The sequence below is a fragment of the Bacillales bacterium genome (genome assembly GCA_035700025.1).
Lineage (GTDB): Bacteria > Bacillota > Bacilli > Bacillales > DASSOY01 > DASSOY01.
On record DASSOY010000048.1, the window covers coordinates 23,958 to 42,323 of the forward strand.

Sequence of the window (18,366 nt, forward strand, 5' to 3'; positions counted from 1 at the left end):
CAGTTTCTTGTTTCTTTCATTATAACGGAAAGGGTGCGTGTCATCCATACTGTGATTGGTTTTATTGAATCGGGGGACGGGAACTTCTCATACAGGCGCGGTTTCTTGACGGTCGGAAATCGTGGGAGTACAATTAATTTGTTACAGTATGCACCTACTCAATATGCAGAAAAGGAGGCCTTCTCATGGCAGCGAGTCAGAGCTACATAAACAGGAGATTGCATTCACTATTAGGGGTTGTGCCAATCGGCCTGTTTCTTATCATTCATTTCGTCGTAAACCATTATGCAGTCGACGGAGCTCCTGCATTCAATAAGGCCGCAGGCTTTATGGAAAACTTGCCGTTCCTTGTTTACCTCGAATGGATTTTCATTTATTTGCCGCTGTTGTTTCATGGCATTTATGGACTCTACATCGCGTTCCAGACGAGCAGCAATGTCGGATCGAACAGCTTCTTCAGAAATTGGATGTATTTGTTCCAACGGATTTCTGGAGTCTTTCTCGTTATTTTCATCGGGTGGCATGTATGGCAAACACGGATTCAAATGGCGATGGGCGAACCGTTGAACTTTCAAATGATGGCGGATATTTTGAGCAATCCTTTCTTTTTCTGGTTTTACATCATAGGCGTGATTTCCGCGGTCTTTCATTTTTCCAACGGTCTTTGGTCGTTTTGTGTAACATGGGGATTAACGATTACGCCGCGTTCGCAATTGATCGTTACTTACGTCACGCTTGCCATTTTTATTATTTTGTCCGTAATCGGCATCCGTGCGGTGTTGGCATTTACAAATCCACAATACGCAATGTTGTTTTAAGGAGTGAGTTTTCATGAGTGACAAAAACATCATCATCGTCGGAGGCGGCCTCGCGGGATTAATGGCAGCCATTAAAGCAGCGGAATCCGGCGTTCACGTCAATCTGTTCTCGCTTGTGCCCGTAAAACGCTCTCACTCCGTGTGTGCGCAGGGTGGAATGAACGGTGCCGTCAATACGAAAGGGGAAGGCGACTCCCCGTGGGAACATTTCGATGACACCGTTTACGGAGGAGACTTTCTGGCGAACCAACCGCCGGTCAAAGCGATGTGTGAAGCGGCACCGAGCATTATTCACTTGATGGACCGGATGGGTGTCATGTTTAACCGGACATCCGAAGGCCTTCTCGATTTCCGTCGTTTCGGAGGAATGAAGGCGCATCGAACGGCCTATGCCGGCGCAACGACCGGGCAGCAATTATTGTATGCGCTCGACGAGCAAGTCAGGCGCGCCGAAGTGAACGGATTGGTTACAAAGTATGAACATTGGGAGTTTCTTTCGGCGATTCTCGACGACGAAAACACTTGCCGCGGCATTGTGGCGCAAGATCTTCGTTCTATGGAGATCAAGCATTTCAAAGCGGATGCTGTCATTTTGGCGACAGGCGGCCCCGGTATCATTTTCGGCCGGTCGACGAACTCGATGATCAATACGGGAACGGCGGCTTCGGCAGTGTATCAACAAGGGGCTTATTACGCGAACGGCGAATTCATTCAAATTCATCCAACCGCCATTCCCGGCGACGACAAACTTCGTTTGATGAGCGAATCGGCGCGCGGCGAAGGCGGGCGAATCTGGACTTATAAAGACGGGAAACCTTGGTATTTCCTTGAAGAGATGTATCCCGCATACGGCAACCTTGTACCGAGAGATATTGCCACACGGGCCATCTTTGACGTGTGCGTCAACCAAAAACTCGGCATTAACGGTGAGAGAATGGTTTATCTCGATCTTTCGCACAAAGATCCGAAAGAACTGGACGTGAAACTAGGCGGAATTATCGAGATTTACGAGAAATTCACCGGCGACGATCCACGCAAAGTACCGATGAAAATCTTCCCGGCGGTTCATTACTCGATGGGCGGATTATGGGTCGACTACAATCAGATGACGAACATCGAAGGTTTGTTTGCTTGCGGTGAATGCGATTATTCGCAGCACGGCGCCAATCGGTTAGGTGCGAACTCCTTGCTTTCCTCAATTTACGGAGGCATGGTAGCTGGTCCGAACGCTGTGGAGTATGTCGAAAACCTTGATAAGGCAACCGAAGATTTGTCTTCCACACTGTTCGAACAAGCGGCCAAGAAAGAACAAGAGAAATTCGACCACATCATGTCAATGGACGGCGACGAAAATCCGTACAAGCTTCACGAAGAACTTGGCAATGTGATGACTGAGAATGTTACCGTTGTTCGCGAGAACGACAAGTTGAAACAGACGGATTTGAAAATTCAAGAACTGATGGAACGTTATCAACGAATCAATGTCGGAGATTCTTCAAAATGGGCCAACCAGAGCGCTTCCTTCACAAGGCACCTCTGGAACATGCTGCAGCTTTCAAGGGTCATCACTTTAGGTGCACTGGCTCGGGATGAGAGCCGCGGCGCACATTACAAGCCGGAATTCCCGGATCGTAACGACGAAGATTGGCTCAAAACGACGAAAGCAAAGTTCAATCCGGAAAACAACGGACCGGATCTCGACTATGAGGAAGTCGACGTTTCGTTGATTCCGCCGCGTAAACGCGACTATTCGAAAGACAAATAAGGGGGGCAGTGACAATGAGCGACACTAACGCCAACAAGAAAACCGTCAGATTGATCATTACGCGCCAAGACGGACCGGAAGCCGCACCTTATGAAGAACAATTCGACGTCTCTTATTCGGAAAACATGAATGTCATTTCCGCCTTGATGGATATTCGTCGCAACCCCGTCAATGCAAAAGGGGAAACGACGTCACCTGTGCAGTGGGAAATGAACTGTTTGGAAGAAGTATGCGGAGCCTGTTCGATGCTGATCAACGGCAAGCCGCGGCAGGCGTGTACCGCGCTGATTGATCAGTTGGAGCAGCCGATTCGCTTGGCTCCGATGTCTACTTTCCCCGTGATCAGGGATTTGGCCATCGACCGGAGCCGCATGTTCGATGCCTTGAAGAAGGTAAAGGCATGGATTCCAATCGACGGCACGTACGATCTCGGTCCGGGACCGCGCATGCCTGAGAAAAAACGACAATGGGCGTATGAATTGTCGAAATGCATGACTTGCGGCGTTTGTTTGGAAGCCTGTCCGAACGTGAATAATAAAACGGATTTCATGGGTCCGTTCGTGTTCTCGCAAGTGGAATTGAAAAATGCGCATCCGACGGGTGAAATGAATGCTGATGAACGTTTGGATAGTTTTATGGACGAAGGCGGACTTCAAGGATGCGGAAATTCGCAAAACTGCGTGCAGGTTTGCCCGAAAGGGATACCGTTGACGACGTCGATCGCTGCGATCAACCGAAAAGCGACGGTCCAATCGTTCAAGAACTTTTTCGGAAGCCGATAATGCGTAATATGGTCGGGCACCGCCATGGGCCCGGCCGATTTTGATGATGCAAAAGCCGGCTCCTGTAACAGGAAGCCGGCTTTTGCTATAATTCCAATTCCCCGAGTCGAAGAAGTTCCACGACTGCTTGGGAACGCCCTTTGACTCCAAGCTTTTGCATCGTATTGGAGATGTGGTTGCGTACCGTTTTTTCACTGATGAAAAGTTCTTTGGCGATTTCTTTCGTAGTTTTATCTTGGACGAGTAGTTCGAATACTTCTCTCTCTCTTTTTGTTAGCAAGGGCTTCGGCCGATAGTGGTTCTCTTTCAACAATTCCCCCTCCTTGCTCGGACTAAAGAGCTGCCGGTGGAAGGAAGATATTTAGTCAACATATTGTATGACCCCTTGCAAGCTGTCGTGACTTTGACGACGCGGAATTGTCAATTTTCCGCACTCGCCGGACCGGCACTCAATTGTACTTGATTTAGTATAGATTTCCGGAGCGAAAATGTGCCGACGAAACATTTGCTTGAGTTTTTCGAGAAAGAAAGGCACAATAAATAAAAATGAAAAGGAGGGGAACCATTGCTTGATCAAACGACGAAAGTCGCGGAGATCGAGAAATCCTTGCGCATGATTGCGGGCATCATCAAGCAAAAAGGACGGGTGATTTTAAAAGAAGTTGACATCACACCGCCGCAATTTGTCGCCTTGCAATGGCTGCACGAAGAAGGGGATATGACGGTTGGCGTGCTGTCGACGAAAATGTACTTGGCTTGCAGCACGACAACGGACCTCGTCGACCGCATGGAAAACTCCGGTCTTTGCAAACGGCTAAAAGATCCGAACGACCGCCGAATCGTGCGCATACATTTATTAGATAAAGGGACCGACTTAATCCGAAAAGTGATAAGAAAACGACAAAAATACTTAGAAACGGTATTTGCAAATTTCTCGAAGGAAGAAATCGATCAATTGGAACAAAGTTTATTGCGCTTATATGAAGAGATGAATGGATAAAATGAGGGGATTCTTTGGATAAACCAATCGGTGTCATGGATTCAGGAGTGGGTGGATTGACGGTGGTGCGCGAACTGAACCGTCAACTGCCGAAAGAAGAAATTGTTTATTTCGGTGATACGTTAAGATGTCCTTACGGTTCTCGTTCACCGGAGGAAGTAAAAGACTACACATGGGAAATGACGAAATTCTTGCAAAATCTTCACGTGAAAATGCTCGTGATTGCATGCAATACCGCGACTGCTTTTGTGTTGGAAGAAATCAAAACCGAGCTCGACATTCCGGTGGTCGGTGTCATTCATCCGGGAGCCCGTTCGGCTATAAAAGTGACAAAGAACAACCGAGTCGGCGTCATAGGTACGGAAGGGACGATCAACAGCGGCGCCTATTTCGATGCTTTGAAGAACATCAATCCGGACATCGTCGTCGAAAGTGTCGCCTGTCCCTTGTTTGTTCCCATGGTTGAAAACGGCTCGTTGTCCGGACTCGAGACAGAAAAGACCATCCGTTCGTCCCTTTCCGGATTTTCTAATTTCGATATGGATACGTTAATCTTGGGGTGCACTCATTATCCTTTATTACGCGAAGCGATTCAACAGGTCGTCGGTCCCGAGGTGCAACTTATTTGTTCCGGCATTGAGACCGCAAGGGAAGTCAGCACCGTTTTGCATCATAGCAGCCTGTTGTTTACGGGTGAAAGAGAGCCCGCTCATCGGCTCTTTACATCAGGAAGACCGGCATTGTTTGCCCGAATGGCGAAGCAATGGCTTGACGTTCCTTTTCAAATCGAACCGGCCGTCTTAAGTCAATCGATGGTGACCCACGTACACGGCGACTAGAACAACCTGCAGTTTTGGTTGTTCTTTTTTTATCAGATGAATTTCTCTCTCCCTGGTCTAATCGGATGCGGGGCTCGTATAAATAATAGTACATACTTGCAGGGAGGGAGCGACAGTGAGCATGAACTGGAAAACATCCGGAGCGGCGTTGATCATAGGAGTTCCGCTGATTTTGTCGGGTTGCGGGTTCGGGGGCACGTCTCAAACGGGGCAATCGAACGATGGGGGGCAGGACGTCAACTATGTAAGTCCCGGCGAGTCGCTGAAAATGGAAGGCGATGATGCTGAAGATCATCAAACTACGAACGAAACGAAACAACAGAAAACCGCAACCGCAAAACGGACGTTGTTTCTTCTAGATTCACATGGATTGGTCGTACCGCAAACGATCGCGTTGCCAATACCTGAAGGAAAGGAAGTGTTAACACAAGCTTTGCAAGGCCTTGTCAAAGGCGGACCGCTCGCCGGTCAATTGCCGAAAGGGTTCCATGCGTTGCTGCCGGAAGGGACGCAAATCAAAGGTGTAAGCTTAAAGGACGGTACGGCGACGATCAATTTTTCCGAGTCGTTTGCCAACTATGAACCGAAAATGGAAAAAGAAATTTTGCAGGCGGTCACATGGACGGCGACGCAATTCGATAATGTCAAAAGGGTAAAACTACAGATCGAAGGGGTCGAACAGTCGGCGATGCCGGTCAATAACACGCCTATCGGAGAGAACGGAGTCAGCCGCGCAGACGGCATCAACGAACAAATCGGGGAAGTCGGGGATGTCATCGGCACGAGTGCGGCGACGGTTTATTTTCCTGCACAGGCAGGAAATGATTATTATTACGTGCCAGTCACGACAAGAGTGCATGCGGAAAACGGGAAAATTGCAGCGGTGATTGAGCGGCTCATGAAAGGGGCTCCGGAAGCAAACGGTTTGTTGGATGTTTTCGGCAGCGGCGTCAAGTTGAAAGGGAAACCTGCCGTCGAAGATGGAATTGTGACTTTAAATTTCAATGAGGCGATTTATTCGAGCAAGGAATCGCGTGCGATTTCCGAAGAAGCATTAAATGCGCTCGTCTTATCGTTGACTTCTCAGGAAGGCATTAAGAAAGTCGCCATTATGGTAAATGGAAAGGAATCCTTGAAGAGTCCGAAGGGCGAAATCCTTTCCGAACCGGTGTCGAGGCCGGCGAATGTCAATACGGTCGGCTTATAGGAGGAATAGTCTCAGCAAATTATGTTAGTATAGGAAGAGGCGGCTTTTGACCTGCCGTCTCTTTTTTCATAAATTTTCACACGATCAAGGGGGAACAAGGGAATGAGAAAAGATGGTCGAGAGAATGATCAACTGCGGTCGATACATATTGAAACGGAATTCGTGAAACATCCGGAAGGTTCCGTGTTAATCACCGTTGGCGATACGAAGGTCATTTGTTCGGCGACGATCGAAGACCGTGTTCCGCCGTTTATGCGTAACAAAGGGAAAGGTTGGATTACGGCGGAATATTCCATGCTCCCGCGGGCAACGGAACAAAGGAACATTCGCGAATCGAGCAAAGGGAAAGTGTCCGGACGGACGATGGAAATCCAAAGGTTGATCGGTCGCGCACTCCGTTCCGTGATCCGTCTCGACGAGATCGGCGAACGCACGATTTGGGTGGATTGCGACGTGATTCAAGCAGATGGCGGGACGAGAACCGCTTCGATTACCGGAGCATTTGTCGCTGTCGTCTTGGCCTTCAAAAAAGCCTTGGAGAGAAAAATGATTCAAAAGATGCCGGTCAAAGATTTCCTGGCAGCAACTTCGGTTGGCATCGATACGGAAAACGGGGCGATGCTTGATCTTTGTTATGAAGAAGATTCGACGGCTGAGGTTGATATGAACGTAGTCATGACCGGAAGCGGACAATTCGTGGAATTGCAAGGAACGGGTGAAGAATCTACATTTTCTCCCGACGAACTGCAAGCGCTTCTTGGTCTTGCGGAAAAAGGAATCCAAGAACTCGTGCGTTACCAGCAGCAAATTTTGGGAGACATTACGAAAGACGTGATGCAACGCCAATCGTAAAAAATTTGCTGGACAAGGGATGAGTATAAACATGAAACAAGTACTTGTGGCGACAAAAAACGCGGGAAAAGTGAAGGAGTTTCAACAGCTCTTTCAAAGCTTAGGCGTGAAAGTACGTTCTTTGCTTGATGATCATGACGCGGCAGACGTTGAAGAAACGGGGACCACATTTGCAGAAAACGCGATTTTGAAGGCGGAAACGATTAGCCGGAAAATGAGCGTCCCCGTCATTGCTGATGACTCGGGTCTCGTGATCGATGCCCTGAACGGCCGGCCAGGTGTTTATTCGGCTCGTTATGCAGGCAAGGAGAAAAATGATCGCGCCAATATCGATAAAGTGATGGCCGAGCTTGACGGAGTTCCGTTGGAAAAACGCACAGCGCGATTTGTTTGCGTGCTGGCGCTGGCCATTCCCGGCGAACGAACGAAAACGTACCACGGTACGTGTGAAGGATTGATTTCTTTAACGCGATCAGGACAGAACGGCTTCGGTTACGATCCGATTTTTTACGTACCGTCGAAAGGGAAAACGATGGCGGAAATGTCGAAAAAAGAAAAAAACGCAATCAGCCATAGAAGCGAAGCACTCAATCAACTCCTGGAACATTGGCGGGACTCGGCGATCTTGTGACGGTCCCGCCCGATTCCTTAACGCAGTTGACTTTTTCAGCGGAATGAGGTATATTAATAAGCGTCGCGGAAAAAAATTGCGGGTGTAGTTTAGTGGTAAAACAAGAGCCTTCCAAGCTCTGGTCGTGGGTTCGATTCCCATCACCCGCTCCATTATTTTTTTTTTGTAAAGATGTCAGTTGAGGAGTCAATCGTATTTTCATGTCCCAGCAGCTCAGCTGGATAGAGCACGTGGTTCAGCTTCATCCGAACACACGACAAGCGTACCGATGGAGACACAGCATTGAATTGCCTGCCGAGATCGGGACGACGGAGGAATCGATCCAGCGTTAAATCAATATTTTTTTTATGTCCCAGTAGCTCAGCTGGATAGAGCAACGGCCTTCAATTAGGAGCCTTTACAGGGAAACGAAAACCTGTAAAGTGGACGACACTGTATCGGTGGAACCTTAACAGACTTAAGCTGATGGCAACACCGAGGAAACTTGCGATCTTCTTCGTCGTAAGGAGAAGATTTAGGGGGTTTGAAGGCTCATCTTGAGGGTAAAAGCCCCGAAGAAGAATCAGATGCACTTGTTGTTACGTTTTGCATTTGATTATCGTGAGGTTCCGTAGAGACTATACGTGTCGCACCTGAAATGGTGAAGATATAGTCCAGACCACAAACAACACGGTTGGTGGCGAAAGTCATAGTGGTAAGCTAAGCCGTCGGTCGGGAGTTCGAATCTCTCCTGGGACGTCATAGGAAAACAGCCCAAATCTTGATTCAACAAGGTTTAGGCAGATAAGGGATGCTGACACAGATTAAAATACTGTGGGAGCATCCCTTTTTCGGCATTAGAATGAATGTATGGGTTTTAGTCGGTTTTTACCCCGTTGGGGAGTGGAAAGGATCGCCTTCTCGTGCTAACGCGAGAAGGTTTTTTGCATGGAAATCGATGCTATTCCTATCGTTCCGAGGGGAAATGGACGTTATCGGCTTCAGAATGAAAGCGCTTAATAAATATTTACAAATTCGGGGGGTTCTTGCCGGAATACGATTGTAAGCGGATTCAATAAAATCCAATAATCTAAACAGTCAAACATTTTTTAAAATAAGGGTTGATTCTTGCCGAAAAGGCGAGTATGATAATCCACAATATCAATTATTTTCACGGCGAAAGGAGTGAAGGCGATGAGCGAACAATGGATTTTTTTGGACGGGGAATTTGTCCGTAAAGCAGATGCGAAAGTTTCTGTTTATGATCACGGCTTTTTATATGGAGACGGGGTGTTTGAAGGCATTCGCGTGTACGGCGGAAACATCTTTCGTTTGAAGCAGCATCTAAAGCGGCTTTACAATTCCGCAAAGGCGATCATGCTGCAAATTCCGTATACAGTTGAGGAATTGACCGATATTATTGCGAAAACCGTTCAAAAAAACGAGTTTGCCGATGCATATATTCGGCTCGTCGTCTCTCGCGGCGTTGGCGACCTCGGTCTTGATCCATACAAATGCAAGAAACCGAGCGTCATCGTTATTGTCGAACAGCTTGCCATCTATCCGAAACAGTTGTATCAATCAGGCTTAGAGATCGTTTCGGTCGGCAGCCGCCGGAATGCACCGGACGTTTTAAGTCCTAAATTGAAATCATTGAACTATTTAAACAACATTTTGGTAAAAATTGAAGCGCATCTCGCCGGAGTTAGTGAAGCATTGATGATGAACAATCAAGGTTACGTTGCCGAGTGCTCCGCCGATAATATCTTCATCGTGAAGGATGAAAAAATATTAACGCCTCCGGGGTACATCGGCGCATTGGAAGGCATCACGAGAGAAGCGATTATCGAAATCGCCGGCGATCTCGGATACGAAGTGAAAGAGGAGCCGTTCACGAGACATGACGTGTACGTCGCTGACGAAGTCTTTTTGACCGGAACGGCTGCCGAAGTGATTGCGGTCGTGAAAGTCGACGGACGGCAAATCGGGGACGGGACGCCGGGGGAAACAACGCAGACGTTGCTCGAAGCGTTCCGCCGACAAGTAAGAATCGACGGATTGAAGGTATTGACGGAACAAGAACAAGTCAGTTGATTCTCTGTAAATAAATAATCTTAGAAAACGATGACGGGGCAAAAGCAGCAGAAGCGAGTATCTTCAGAGAGCCGGCGGGTGCTGGAAGCCGGTGGTACTGTCTGTTCGCGACATCCCCCCTGAGTGTTTCCCTGAAAAATGAAGGCGTGACTAGGGGAAGCCGAGTGTTTGTTCAATCGTTCGAACACTTGTTATAAAAACGAAACGGCAAAAATGTCGTTTCCGAGGCGCCATTTGCAAGAATGGTGCAAATAAGGGTGGTACCGTGAAATTGGACCTTTCACCCCTTAAGACGGGAGTCTTATGCGGGTGGAAGGTTTTTTTGTTGAGAGAGACAGAGGAAGACCCACATCAATTCTAGGATAGGGAGTAAGGAGGTTCCAACGTGAATGTCGAATTAAAGAGGGAACGCACCGAAAAAGCGAAGATCATGAGCGGCGCCGACATGCTTGTGGAGGCGTTGAAACAGGAGAAGATCGAAATGCTTTTCGGGTATCCCGGAGGAGCGGTATTGCCAATTTACGACGCGTTGTATGACAGCGGAATTCGCCATGTGCTCGCGCGTCATGAACAAGGAGCTGCTCATGCGGCGGAAGGTTACGCGAGGGTTTCGGGAAAGCCGGGCGTGGTGATTGCCACTTCGGGACCGGGAGCAACGAATGTCGTTACTGCGTTGGCGGATGCGATGATGGATTCGCTGCCCGTGGTCGTGTTTACGGGACAAGTAGCCTCGAATGTGATCGGCACGGATGCTTTCCAGGAATCCGACATCATGGGCATTACGATGCCGATTACGAAGCATAATTACCAAATTCGAAATACCGAGGACATACCGAAGGTCGTAAGGGAAGCATTCCACATCGCAACGACGGGACGTCCGGGACCGGTGCTCGTCGATATTCCGAAAGACATTGCTGCCGGCAAAGGAACGTATGAACGGCCGCAAAGCGTGCGTTTGCCCGGGTATGTTCCGAATGTGACGCCGAATCAATTGCAAATTCAAAAATTGGCGGAAGCGTTAAGTCACGCGAAGAAACCGGTCGTTCTCGCAGGCGCAGGCGTCTTGCATGCAAAGGCCCATGAACAGCTTCGGGAATTTGCAACGAGTAACGGCCTGCCTGTCGTTCATACGTTGCTCGGTCTCGGCGGTTTCCCGGGCGACCATGAACAGTTTCTCGGCATGGGCGGCATGCACGGCACTTACGCAGCGAACATGGCTTTATACGAATGCGACTTGCTTATTAATGTCGGTGCACGGTTCGATGACCGATTAACTGGAAACTTGAATCATTTCGCACCGAAGGCGAAAGTCGCACATATCGACATCGATCCGGCCGAAATCGGCAAAAATGTGCCGACGGAAATTCCCGTCGTCTGCGATGCTAAATTAGCACTTGACGCATTGAATGAAACGACACGTGAAGTACCGGACATTGCGGAGTGGATGGACCAATTAAAAAAATACAAAGAAGAATATCCGCTCTGGTACGAGAGACAAGGAACGACGCTGAAGCCGCAAGCGCTCATTGAAATCATCCACAGGCGAACGAACGGGGAGGCGATCGTCGTCACCGACGTTGGCCAGCATCAAATGTGGGCGGCGCAATATTACGCATTTGGCGAGCCGAACCGGTGGGTGACGTCTGGAGGGCTCGGAACGATGGGATTCGGTTTGCCGGCGGCGATCGGCGCCCAGCTGGCCCGTCCGGACCTTCCAGTCGTTGCCGTACTCGGTGACGGTGGAGTGCAAATGACGATCCAAGAGCTAGGCTTGTTGCAAGAAACGCAAATGCCGGTAAAAGTTTTCATCTTTAACAACGGGGCGCTTGGCATGGTGCGGCAATGGCAATCCATTTTTTACAACAAACGTCATTCCGAATCGCTTCTTCCCGTTCAGCCGGATTTCGAAAAACTCGCGCAGGCCTACGGGATCAAAGGGTTGAGTGCTTCAACGCCTTATGAGGCGGAAATAGCCGTACAAGAAGCTTTGAAAACGGACGGACCGGTGCTCGTCAATTTCCAAATTCCGCAGGAGGAGAACGTCTATCCGATGATTGCGCCAGGGAAAGGATTGCATGAGATGACGGGGGTGAAACCGTGAAACGGATCGTAACCGCGAAGGTTAACAATCAGGCCGGTGTTCTTAACCGGGTAACCGGGTTATTTTCGAAGCGGCATTTCAATATCGAAAGCATTACCGTCGGACATACAGAGACGCCAGGCCTATCGAAGATGACGTTTGTCGTTCATGTGGACTCGAAAAGAGACATCGAACAGTTGTTGAAACAGTTGAATAAACAAATCGACGTTTTGAAAGTTTCCGATATTACCGATCAACAAGTGGTTGCGCGTGAACTCGCGCTCATTCAAGTCGTTTCACCGGTTTCGACGAGAAGCGAACTCGTCGGATTGATCGAACCGTTTCGAGCGAGCCTCATCGACGTCAGCCGGGAAAGTGTGACGGTACAAGTGACAGGCGATCACGAAAAAGTGGAAGCGTTGATCGATCTGCTTCGTCCATACGGGATCAAGGAGTTGGCGCGGACCGGGATAACGGCGTTCCCGCGGGCGTCGCAAAAGTCGGTAACGGATATGAAGCCGTTTTCCATCATCAAATAATACAAACAAACAAGGGAGAGGATTCGAGTGGCAAATGTTTATTACAATGGTGACGTAAATGAGAAAGTATTGAGCAATAAAACAATTGCGGTGATCGGTTACGGTTCCCAAGGACATGCGCATGCGCAAAATTTGCGTGAAAGCGGTTTTCAAGTCGTTGTCGGGTTACGCCAAGGCCGGTCGTGGCAAAAAGCTGAAGAAGACGGGTTTCAAGTTTCTTCAGTTGCTGAAGCTGCGGAACAGGCGGATGTAATTTCCGTGCTGCTTCCCGACGAAATGCAACCGAGCGTTTACGAAAATGAAATCAAACCGGGTCTCACGGCCGGAAAAACGCTTGTGTTCGCACATGGGTTCAACATTCATTTTCATCAAATCGTTCCTCCTGAAGACGTCGATGTCATTCTCGTCGCACCGAAAGGTCCGGGTCATATCGTTCGCCGTACTTACGTAGAAGAGGCCGGGGTTCCGGCACTCGTCGGGGTGCATCAAGATGTGAGCGGGCAGGCGAAAGAAACGGGTCTTGCTTACGCGAAAGGTCTCGGTGCGGCGCGGGCCGGCGTGTTGGAAACGACGTTTAAAGAAGAAACGGAAACGGATTTGTTCGGCGAGCAAGCGGTGTTATGCGGCGGACTCACGTCTTTGATCAAAGCAGGATTCGAAACGCTTGTCGAAGCCGGGTATCAACCAGAATCGGCGTACTTTGAATGTTTGCACGAAATGAAATTGATCGTTGATCTCATTTACGAAGGCGGTCTGGAAACGATGCGTTATTCGATTTCCGATACGGCGGAATGGGGGGACTTTCAATCCGGTCCGCGCGTGATCGATGACAGCGTAAAAGCAAACATGAAGAAAGTATTGGAAGATATTCAAAACGGCAAATTTGCGAAAGGCTGGATTCTCGAAAACCAAGCGAACCGTCCGGAATTCATGGCCACTCGCCGCCAGGAAAGCAACCATTTGATCGAAAAGGTGGGTCGTGAACTACGCTCAATGATGCCGTTCGTCAAGCAAAAAGGAAAGGAAGTGGTGATCGATGCGCACCGTTAAGATTTTCGATACGACCTTGCGGGACGGAGAACAATCGGCCGGGATCAATTTAAATTTTACAGAAAAAATGGAGATCGCCAAGCAGCTCGAACGACTTGGGGTCGATGTGATCGAGGCTGGTTTTCCAGCGTCGTCCCCCGGCGATTTTCGCTCGGTTAAAGCCATCGCGGAAACGATGCGGCACTGTTCGGTCACCGGACTTTCCCGTACGAACCGCAACGATATCGATACCACGTGGGAGGCTTTGAAAAACTCCGCGGAACCGCGCCTTCACGTTTTTTTGGCAACATCGCCGGTTCACATGACTTACAAATTGAAACAAACGCCTGAGCAAGTCATTGAACATTCGGTTGACGCCGTTCGATACGCGGCGCAAAAATTTCCGCAAATCGAATGGTCCGCCGAGGACGCCACCCGGTCCGATTTGGACTTTCTCGTCCAGATCATCACGAAAGTGATCGATGCCGGGGCAACAGTGATCAATCTTCCTGATACGGTCGGATACACGACCCCCGAGGAATACGGAAAGATGTTTTCTTACGTTAAACAACGGGTGCCGAACATTGATCGTGTTACGTTGTCCGCCCACTGTCACGATGATCTTGGAATGGCGGTCGCCAATTCGCTCGCGGCCATCGAAAACGGTGTCGAGCAAATCGAAGGATGCATCAACGGAATCGGAGAACGTGCCGGAAATGCTTCTTTGGAAGAAATCGCGGTCGCCTTGAGAATTCGCAAAGATTTTTATCAAGCGGAAACAACTTTGAACCTGCAAGAAATCAAGCGTACGAGCGCTTTGATCAGCAAGCTTACGGGCGTGATGATCCCGCCGAACAAAGCGGTCGTCGGTGACAATGCTTTCGCACATGAATCGGGCATCCATCAAGACGGTGTCCTCAAGGAAAAAACGACTTATGAAATTATATCGCCCGAACTGATCGGGCTGTCGTCGAACCGGATCGTGCTCGGAAAACATTCCGGACGCCACGCTTTTCGCGACAAGTTGAAAGCGCTCGGTTATGAATGGAACGATGAAGAATGCAAACAGTTGTTTAAAAGGTTCAAAGATCTCGCAGACAAGAAAAAGCAAATTACCGATGAAGATTTGTTTGCGCTTATGACCGAGGAACGGGCGGCGGAAAATGGTTACGAAGTACTTGCGGTTCAAGTGCAGTATGGTACGAATCATACGCAAACGGCGACGATGACGCTGAAAACGCCGGATGGCAAGACGATTCAAGAAGCGGCTACCGGGTCCGGCAGCGTTGAAGCGATTTACAATACGATTGAAAGAATGCTCAGTTTTCCGGTCCATTTGGACGATTACCGGATTCAATCCGTCGGTGAAGGAAGGGATGCGCTTGCGGAAGTTTACGTAAAGGTGGTCGTTGACGGGATGGAAGGAAGCGGGAGAGGTACGGCGCAAGATGTTTTGGAAGCTTCAGCAAAGGCGTATGTTAATGCCGTGAACCGGGTAAGCGCGAGGCATCGGCAAAAGATCGCCGCCAGCCATTCGTAAGACGAACGTGAAGGATTGTCGGGCCGTGTAAAAAAGACAAAGACGGGATAAGTGGAGATCATGAGAAACCAGGAGGATGAAGCGCATGATGAAAAGAATCGCTGTATTGCCGGGGGACGGGATTGGTCAAGAAGTGACGAAAAGTGCGGTGCACGTTTTGAAAGCCGTCGGCCGCGAGTTTGGACATGATTTTCATTTTTCGTATGCGCCTGTCGGAGGAGCCGCCATTGACAAGGAAAACGATCCGCTTCCGGAAGCGACGTTACGGCTTTGCCGGTCGAGCGACGCGATTTTGTTCGGTTCTGTCGGCGGTCCGAAATGGGATGGCGTGCCGCGCGAACAACGGCCGGAAAAAGGGTTGCTCACTTTGCGAAAGACGCTCGGGTTGTATGCAAATTTGCGTCCGGTGAAAGTGTTTTCCGGATTGGCCGGTCAATCTTCCTTGAAACCGGAAGTCGTCAGCGGGGTAGATTTCGTCATTGTTCGCGAATTGACCGGCGGGTTGTACTTTGGAAAACCGAGCGAACGCCGGCGAAACGGAAACGACGAAGAAGTCGTCGATACGCTTCATTATCATCGCAAAGAAATCGAACGGATCCTCGAAAAAGCGTTTGAAACGGCTGCGCAAAGAAAAGGAAAAGTGACGTCGGTCGACAAGGCCAATGTGTTGGAATCGAGTCGGATGTGGCGCGAAGTTGCCGAAGAAACGGCAAAGCGTCATCCGGAAGTTACGCTCGAGCACATGCTCGTCGACCGTGCGGCGATGGAACTCATTCACAATCCGAAGTCGTTTGATGTCATCGTAACGGAAAACATGTTTGGGGACATTTTAAGCGATGAAGCCTCAATGTTGACGGGTTCGCTTGGGCTGCTTCCTTCGGCTAGTTTGAGCGAAAACGGACCGGGATTGTTCGAACCGGTACACGGTTCCGCCCCTGAAATTGCCGGTCAAAACGTCGCGAATCCGATGGCCTCGATCTTGTCGGCGGCGATGATGCTGCGCTATTCGTTCGGTTTTGAAAAAGAAGCGCAGGCGGTCGAAAAAGCGATTACGGACGTCATCGACAGCGGACATCGCACCTCAGATCTTGCGGTTCGCGGAGGTCGAACGCTCGGAACGAAACAAATGACGGAAGCCATTACGTCGGTTTTGGAGGAAGATACGACGACGGCAGGAATCATGTCTGCTTATGCGTAACAGGGGGTGGAGAGATGGCAGCCAAGACAATTTTTCAAAAAATATGGGACGGACACATTGTTGCCGCTGAAGAAGGAAAACCGGCCTTGTTGTATATCGATTTGCATCTTGTTCACGAAGTCACTTCCCCGCAAGCTTTTGAAGGCTTGCGGCTTGCCGGCCGCCGGGTGCGGCGTCCCGATTTGACGTTTGCCACGATGGATCACAACATTCCAACGGTGGATCGTTTCAACATTCGTGATGAAATTGCCAAAAAACAAGTCGATACGTTGCAAGAAAACTGCGAACAATTCGGCATTCCGCTCGCCGATTTACGAAGTCCGGAACAAGGGATCGTTCACATTATCGGTCCGGAACTCGGGTTAACGCAACCGGGCAAAACGATTGTGTGCGGGGACAGTCATACGTCGACCCACGGTGCCTTCGGCGCTTTCGCGTTCGGCATCGGAACGAGCGAAGTCGAGCATGTGTTAGCAACGCAAACGCTTTGGCAACAGAAACCGAAAACGTTGCAAGTGAAAATCAACGGCAAGCTCGGCGCTGGAGTCACTGCCAAAGATGTGATTCTTGCTTTGATCGCAGAATACGGGATCAATGTCGGCAACGGTTCCGTCATCGAATTTACCGGGGACGTGATTCGGGCGATGTCGATGGAAGAGCGCATGACGATTTGCAACATGTCGATTGAGGCCGGGGCGCGCGCCGGTTTGATTAGTCCGGACGAAACGACGTTTGAGTATATGCGCGGGAAAAAATATGTGCCGCAAGGCGCGGAATTTGAAAAAGCTGTGGAGAAGTGGCGGGCGCTTGCGACCGATCCCGGCGCGGAATACGACCGGACGGTGGAATTGGATGGAGCGATGATTGAGCCGCGGGTGACGTGGGGGACGAATCCTTCGATGGGCGTTTCAGTGAACGCTTGCGTTCCCGATCCACGGGATTTTCGCGATGACAACGAACGAAAAATGGCGGAACACGCGCTGGATTATATGGGTTTGCAAGCGAACACGAAAATTACCGACATCGAAATTCAACATGTGTTTATCGGATCGTGCACGAATGCGCGCATCAGCGATTTGCGAGCCGCCGCATCGATCATCAAAGGCAGGAAAGTAGCTCCGAACGTTCGAGCGATGGTCGTTCCGGGTTCGCAATCGGTCAAAAAACAGGCTGAAGCGGAAGGATTGGATGAGGTATTTCGCGAAGCCGGTTTCGAATGGCGTGATGCGGGATGCAGCATGTGTCTCGGCATGAATCCGGACATCGTGCCTGAAGGGGAACGATGCGCGTCAACGTCGAATCGGAATTTTGAAGGCAGGCAAGGAAAAGGGGCGAGGACGCATCTCGTCAGCCCTGCAATGGCCGCGGCGGCCGCGGTTGCCGGAAGGTTTGCGGATGTGCGGCAATTTACCATTGCCGAAAGGAGCGGAGCCTAATGCGGAAATTTGCAACATTCACGGGGAAAACGGCCGTATTGGACCGTACAAACATCGACACTGACCAAATCATTCCCAAACAATTTTTGAAACGGGTCGAAAGAACGGGGTTCGGGCAATTTTTATTTTATGATTGGCGGTTTCATCGTGACGGTTCGAAAAACCTTTCCTTTGAGCTGAACCGACCGGAAACGGAACACGCGGAAATTTTACTTGCCGGGGAAAACTTCGGTTGCGGTTCCTCGCGCGAGCATGCGCCGTGGGCGTTAGCGGATTACGGTTTTAAAGTCATTATCGCCCCGAGTTTTGCGGACATTTTTTACAACAATTGTTTAAAAAACGGATTGCTTCCTATTGTAATGCCGCACGATAAGGTGAAACGGCTCATGAGTGAAAGTACGTTGAAGGTCGATTTGCACAATCAAACGATTTTCGACGCGGGCGGGAACGCATACGCATTTGACGTTGACCATTACTGGAAAGACATGCTGCTCAAAGGCAAAGACGAGATCGATATAACGCTTTCCTATGAAAAAGCGATTGCTGCTTACGAACATTCGCGGTAAAATGATTTTGA

The 18,366-nt window shown here is 49.6% G+C and carries 18 protein-coding genes, 1 tRNA gene and 1 other annotated feature; of the genes, 18 read left to right on the forward strand and 1 reads right to left on the reverse strand.

The annotated features are described in order from the left end of the window. Nucleotides 1-185 precede the first annotated feature (185 nt). The 3 genes from VFK44_07750 to sdhB are packed head-to-tail and all read left to right on the forward strand — an operon-like array spanning nt 186 to nt 3,365. On the forward strand, nt 186-818 hold the full coding sequence (locus tag VFK44_07750) for a succinate dehydrogenase cytochrome b558 subunit (GenBank protein HET7628268.1): 633 nt from the start codon (nt 186-188) through the stop codon (nt 816-818). Nucleotides 819-831: 13 nt separating this feature from the next. Then, nucleotides 832-2,583 (forward strand): succinate dehydrogenase flavoprotein subunit, encoded by a 1,752-nt coding sequence (sdhA, locus tag VFK44_07755; GenBank protein ID HET7628269.1) that lies wholly within the window; start codon nt 832-834, stop codon nt 2,581-2,583. A 14-nt stretch (nt 2,584-2,597) separates the two neighbouring features. After that, nucleotides 2,598-3,365: a succinate dehydrogenase iron-sulfur subunit gene (sdhB, locus tag VFK44_07760; protein ID HET7628270.1), complete on the forward strand. Its 768-nt coding sequence runs from the start codon at nt 2,598-2,600 to the stop codon at nt 3,363-3,365. Nucleotides 3,366-3,450: 85 nt separating this feature from the next. Here sdhB and VFK44_07765 read toward each other — a convergent pair whose 3' ends face one another. Beyond that, nucleotides 3,451-3,675, reverse strand: coding sequence for a response regulator transcription factor (locus VFK44_07765; protein HET7628271.1), 225 nt, complete (start codon nt 3,673-3,675; stop codon nt 3,451-3,453). Between the two features lie 303 nt (nt 3,676-3,978). On the opposite strand from VFK44_07765, the gene VFK44_07770 reads away from it, so the two are divergent. The 15 genes from VFK44_07770 to leuD all read left to right on the forward strand — a co-directional run bounded on the left by VFK44_07770 (nt 3,979) and on the right by leuD (nt 18,355). Continuing rightward, entirely contained in the window at nt 3,979-4,365 is a 387-nt protein-coding gene (locus tag VFK44_07770; protein HET7628272.1) for a MarR family transcriptional regulator, read from the forward strand. 14 nt (nt 4,366-4,379) lie between these two features. After that, nucleotides 4,380-5,204 (forward strand): glutamate racemase, encoded by an 825-nt coding sequence (racE, locus tag VFK44_07775; protein ID HET7628273.1) that lies wholly within the window; start codon nt 4,380-4,382, stop codon nt 5,202-5,204. Between the two features lie 121 nt (nt 5,205-5,325). Then, entirely contained in the window at nt 5,326-6,411 is a 1,086-nt protein-coding gene (locus tag VFK44_07780) for a GerMN domain-containing protein (protein HET7628274.1), read from the forward strand. 102 nt (nt 6,412-6,513) lie between these two features. Continuing rightward, a complete protein-coding gene (gene rph, locus VFK44_07785) occupies nt 6,514-7,263 on the forward strand; it encodes a ribonuclease PH (GenBank protein ID HET7628275.1) in 750 nt (249 codons plus the stop codon). Between the two features lie 31 nt (nt 7,264-7,294). After that, complete coding sequence (locus tag VFK44_07790) at nt 7,295-7,894, forward strand: XTP/dITP diphosphatase (GenBank protein ID HET7628276.1); 600 nt, start codon at nt 7,295-7,297, stop codon at nt 7,892-7,894. Nucleotides 7,895-7,972: 78 nt separating this feature from the next. Continuing rightward, nucleotides 7,973-8,046, forward strand: a tRNA-Gly gene (locus VFK44_07795). A gap of 48 nt (nt 8,047-8,094) precedes the next feature. Beyond that, nucleotides 8,095-8,226: a hypothetical protein gene (locus VFK44_07800; protein HET7628277.1), complete on the forward strand. Its 132-nt coding sequence runs from the start codon at nt 8,095-8,097 to the stop codon at nt 8,224-8,226. A gap of 841 nt (nt 8,227-9,067) precedes the next feature. Then, nucleotides 9,068-9,967 (forward strand): branched-chain-amino-acid transaminase, encoded by a 900-nt coding sequence (gene ilvE, locus VFK44_07805; protein HET7628278.1) that lies wholly within the window; start codon nt 9,068-9,070, stop codon nt 9,965-9,967. 21 nt (nt 9,968-9,988) lie between these two features. Further along, nucleotides 9,989-10,258: a binding site (T-box leader), on the forward strand. Nucleotides 10,259-10,352: 94 nt separating this feature from the next. Continuing rightward, nucleotides 10,353-12,068, forward strand: coding sequence for an acetolactate synthase large subunit (gene ilvB / locus VFK44_07810; protein ID HET7628279.1), 1,716 nt, complete (start codon nt 10,353-10,355; stop codon nt 12,066-12,068). Next, nucleotides 12,065-12,586 carry an acetolactate synthase small subunit gene (gene ilvN / locus VFK44_07815; protein HET7628280.1) on the forward strand — a complete coding sequence of 174 codons (522 nt, stop codon included), beginning with the start codon at nt 12,065-12,067 and terminating at the stop codon, nt 12,584-12,586. Before ilvB ends, ilvN begins: the two co-directional genes overlap by 4 nt. A 27-nt stretch (nt 12,587-12,613) precedes the next feature. Further along, entirely contained in the window at nt 12,614-13,636 is a 1,023-nt protein-coding gene (gene ilvC, locus VFK44_07820; GenBank protein ID HET7628281.1) for a ketol-acid reductoisomerase, read from the forward strand. Further along, nucleotides 13,623-15,155 (forward strand): 2-isopropylmalate synthase, encoded by a 1,533-nt coding sequence (locus VFK44_07825; GenBank protein HET7628282.1) that lies wholly within the window; start codon nt 13,623-13,625, stop codon nt 15,153-15,155. Before ilvC ends, VFK44_07825 begins: the two co-directional genes overlap by 14 nt. An 85-nt stretch (nt 15,156-15,240) precedes the next feature. After that, entirely contained in the window at nt 15,241-16,353 is a 1,113-nt protein-coding gene (gene leuB, locus VFK44_07830) for a 3-isopropylmalate dehydrogenase (GenBank protein HET7628283.1), read from the forward strand. Between the two features lie 14 nt (nt 16,354-16,367). Further along, on the forward strand, nt 16,368-17,789 hold the full coding sequence (gene leuC / locus VFK44_07835) for a 3-isopropylmalate dehydratase large subunit (protein ID HET7628284.1): 1,422 nt from the start codon (nt 16,368-16,370) through the stop codon (nt 17,787-17,789). Continuing rightward, nucleotides 17,789-18,355: a 3-isopropylmalate dehydratase small subunit gene (gene leuD / locus VFK44_07840; GenBank protein ID HET7628285.1), complete on the forward strand. Its 567-nt coding sequence runs from the start codon at nt 17,789-17,791 to the stop codon at nt 18,353-18,355. Before leuC ends, leuD begins: the two co-directional genes overlap by 1 nt. Nucleotides 18,356-18,366 lie beyond the last annotated feature (11 nt).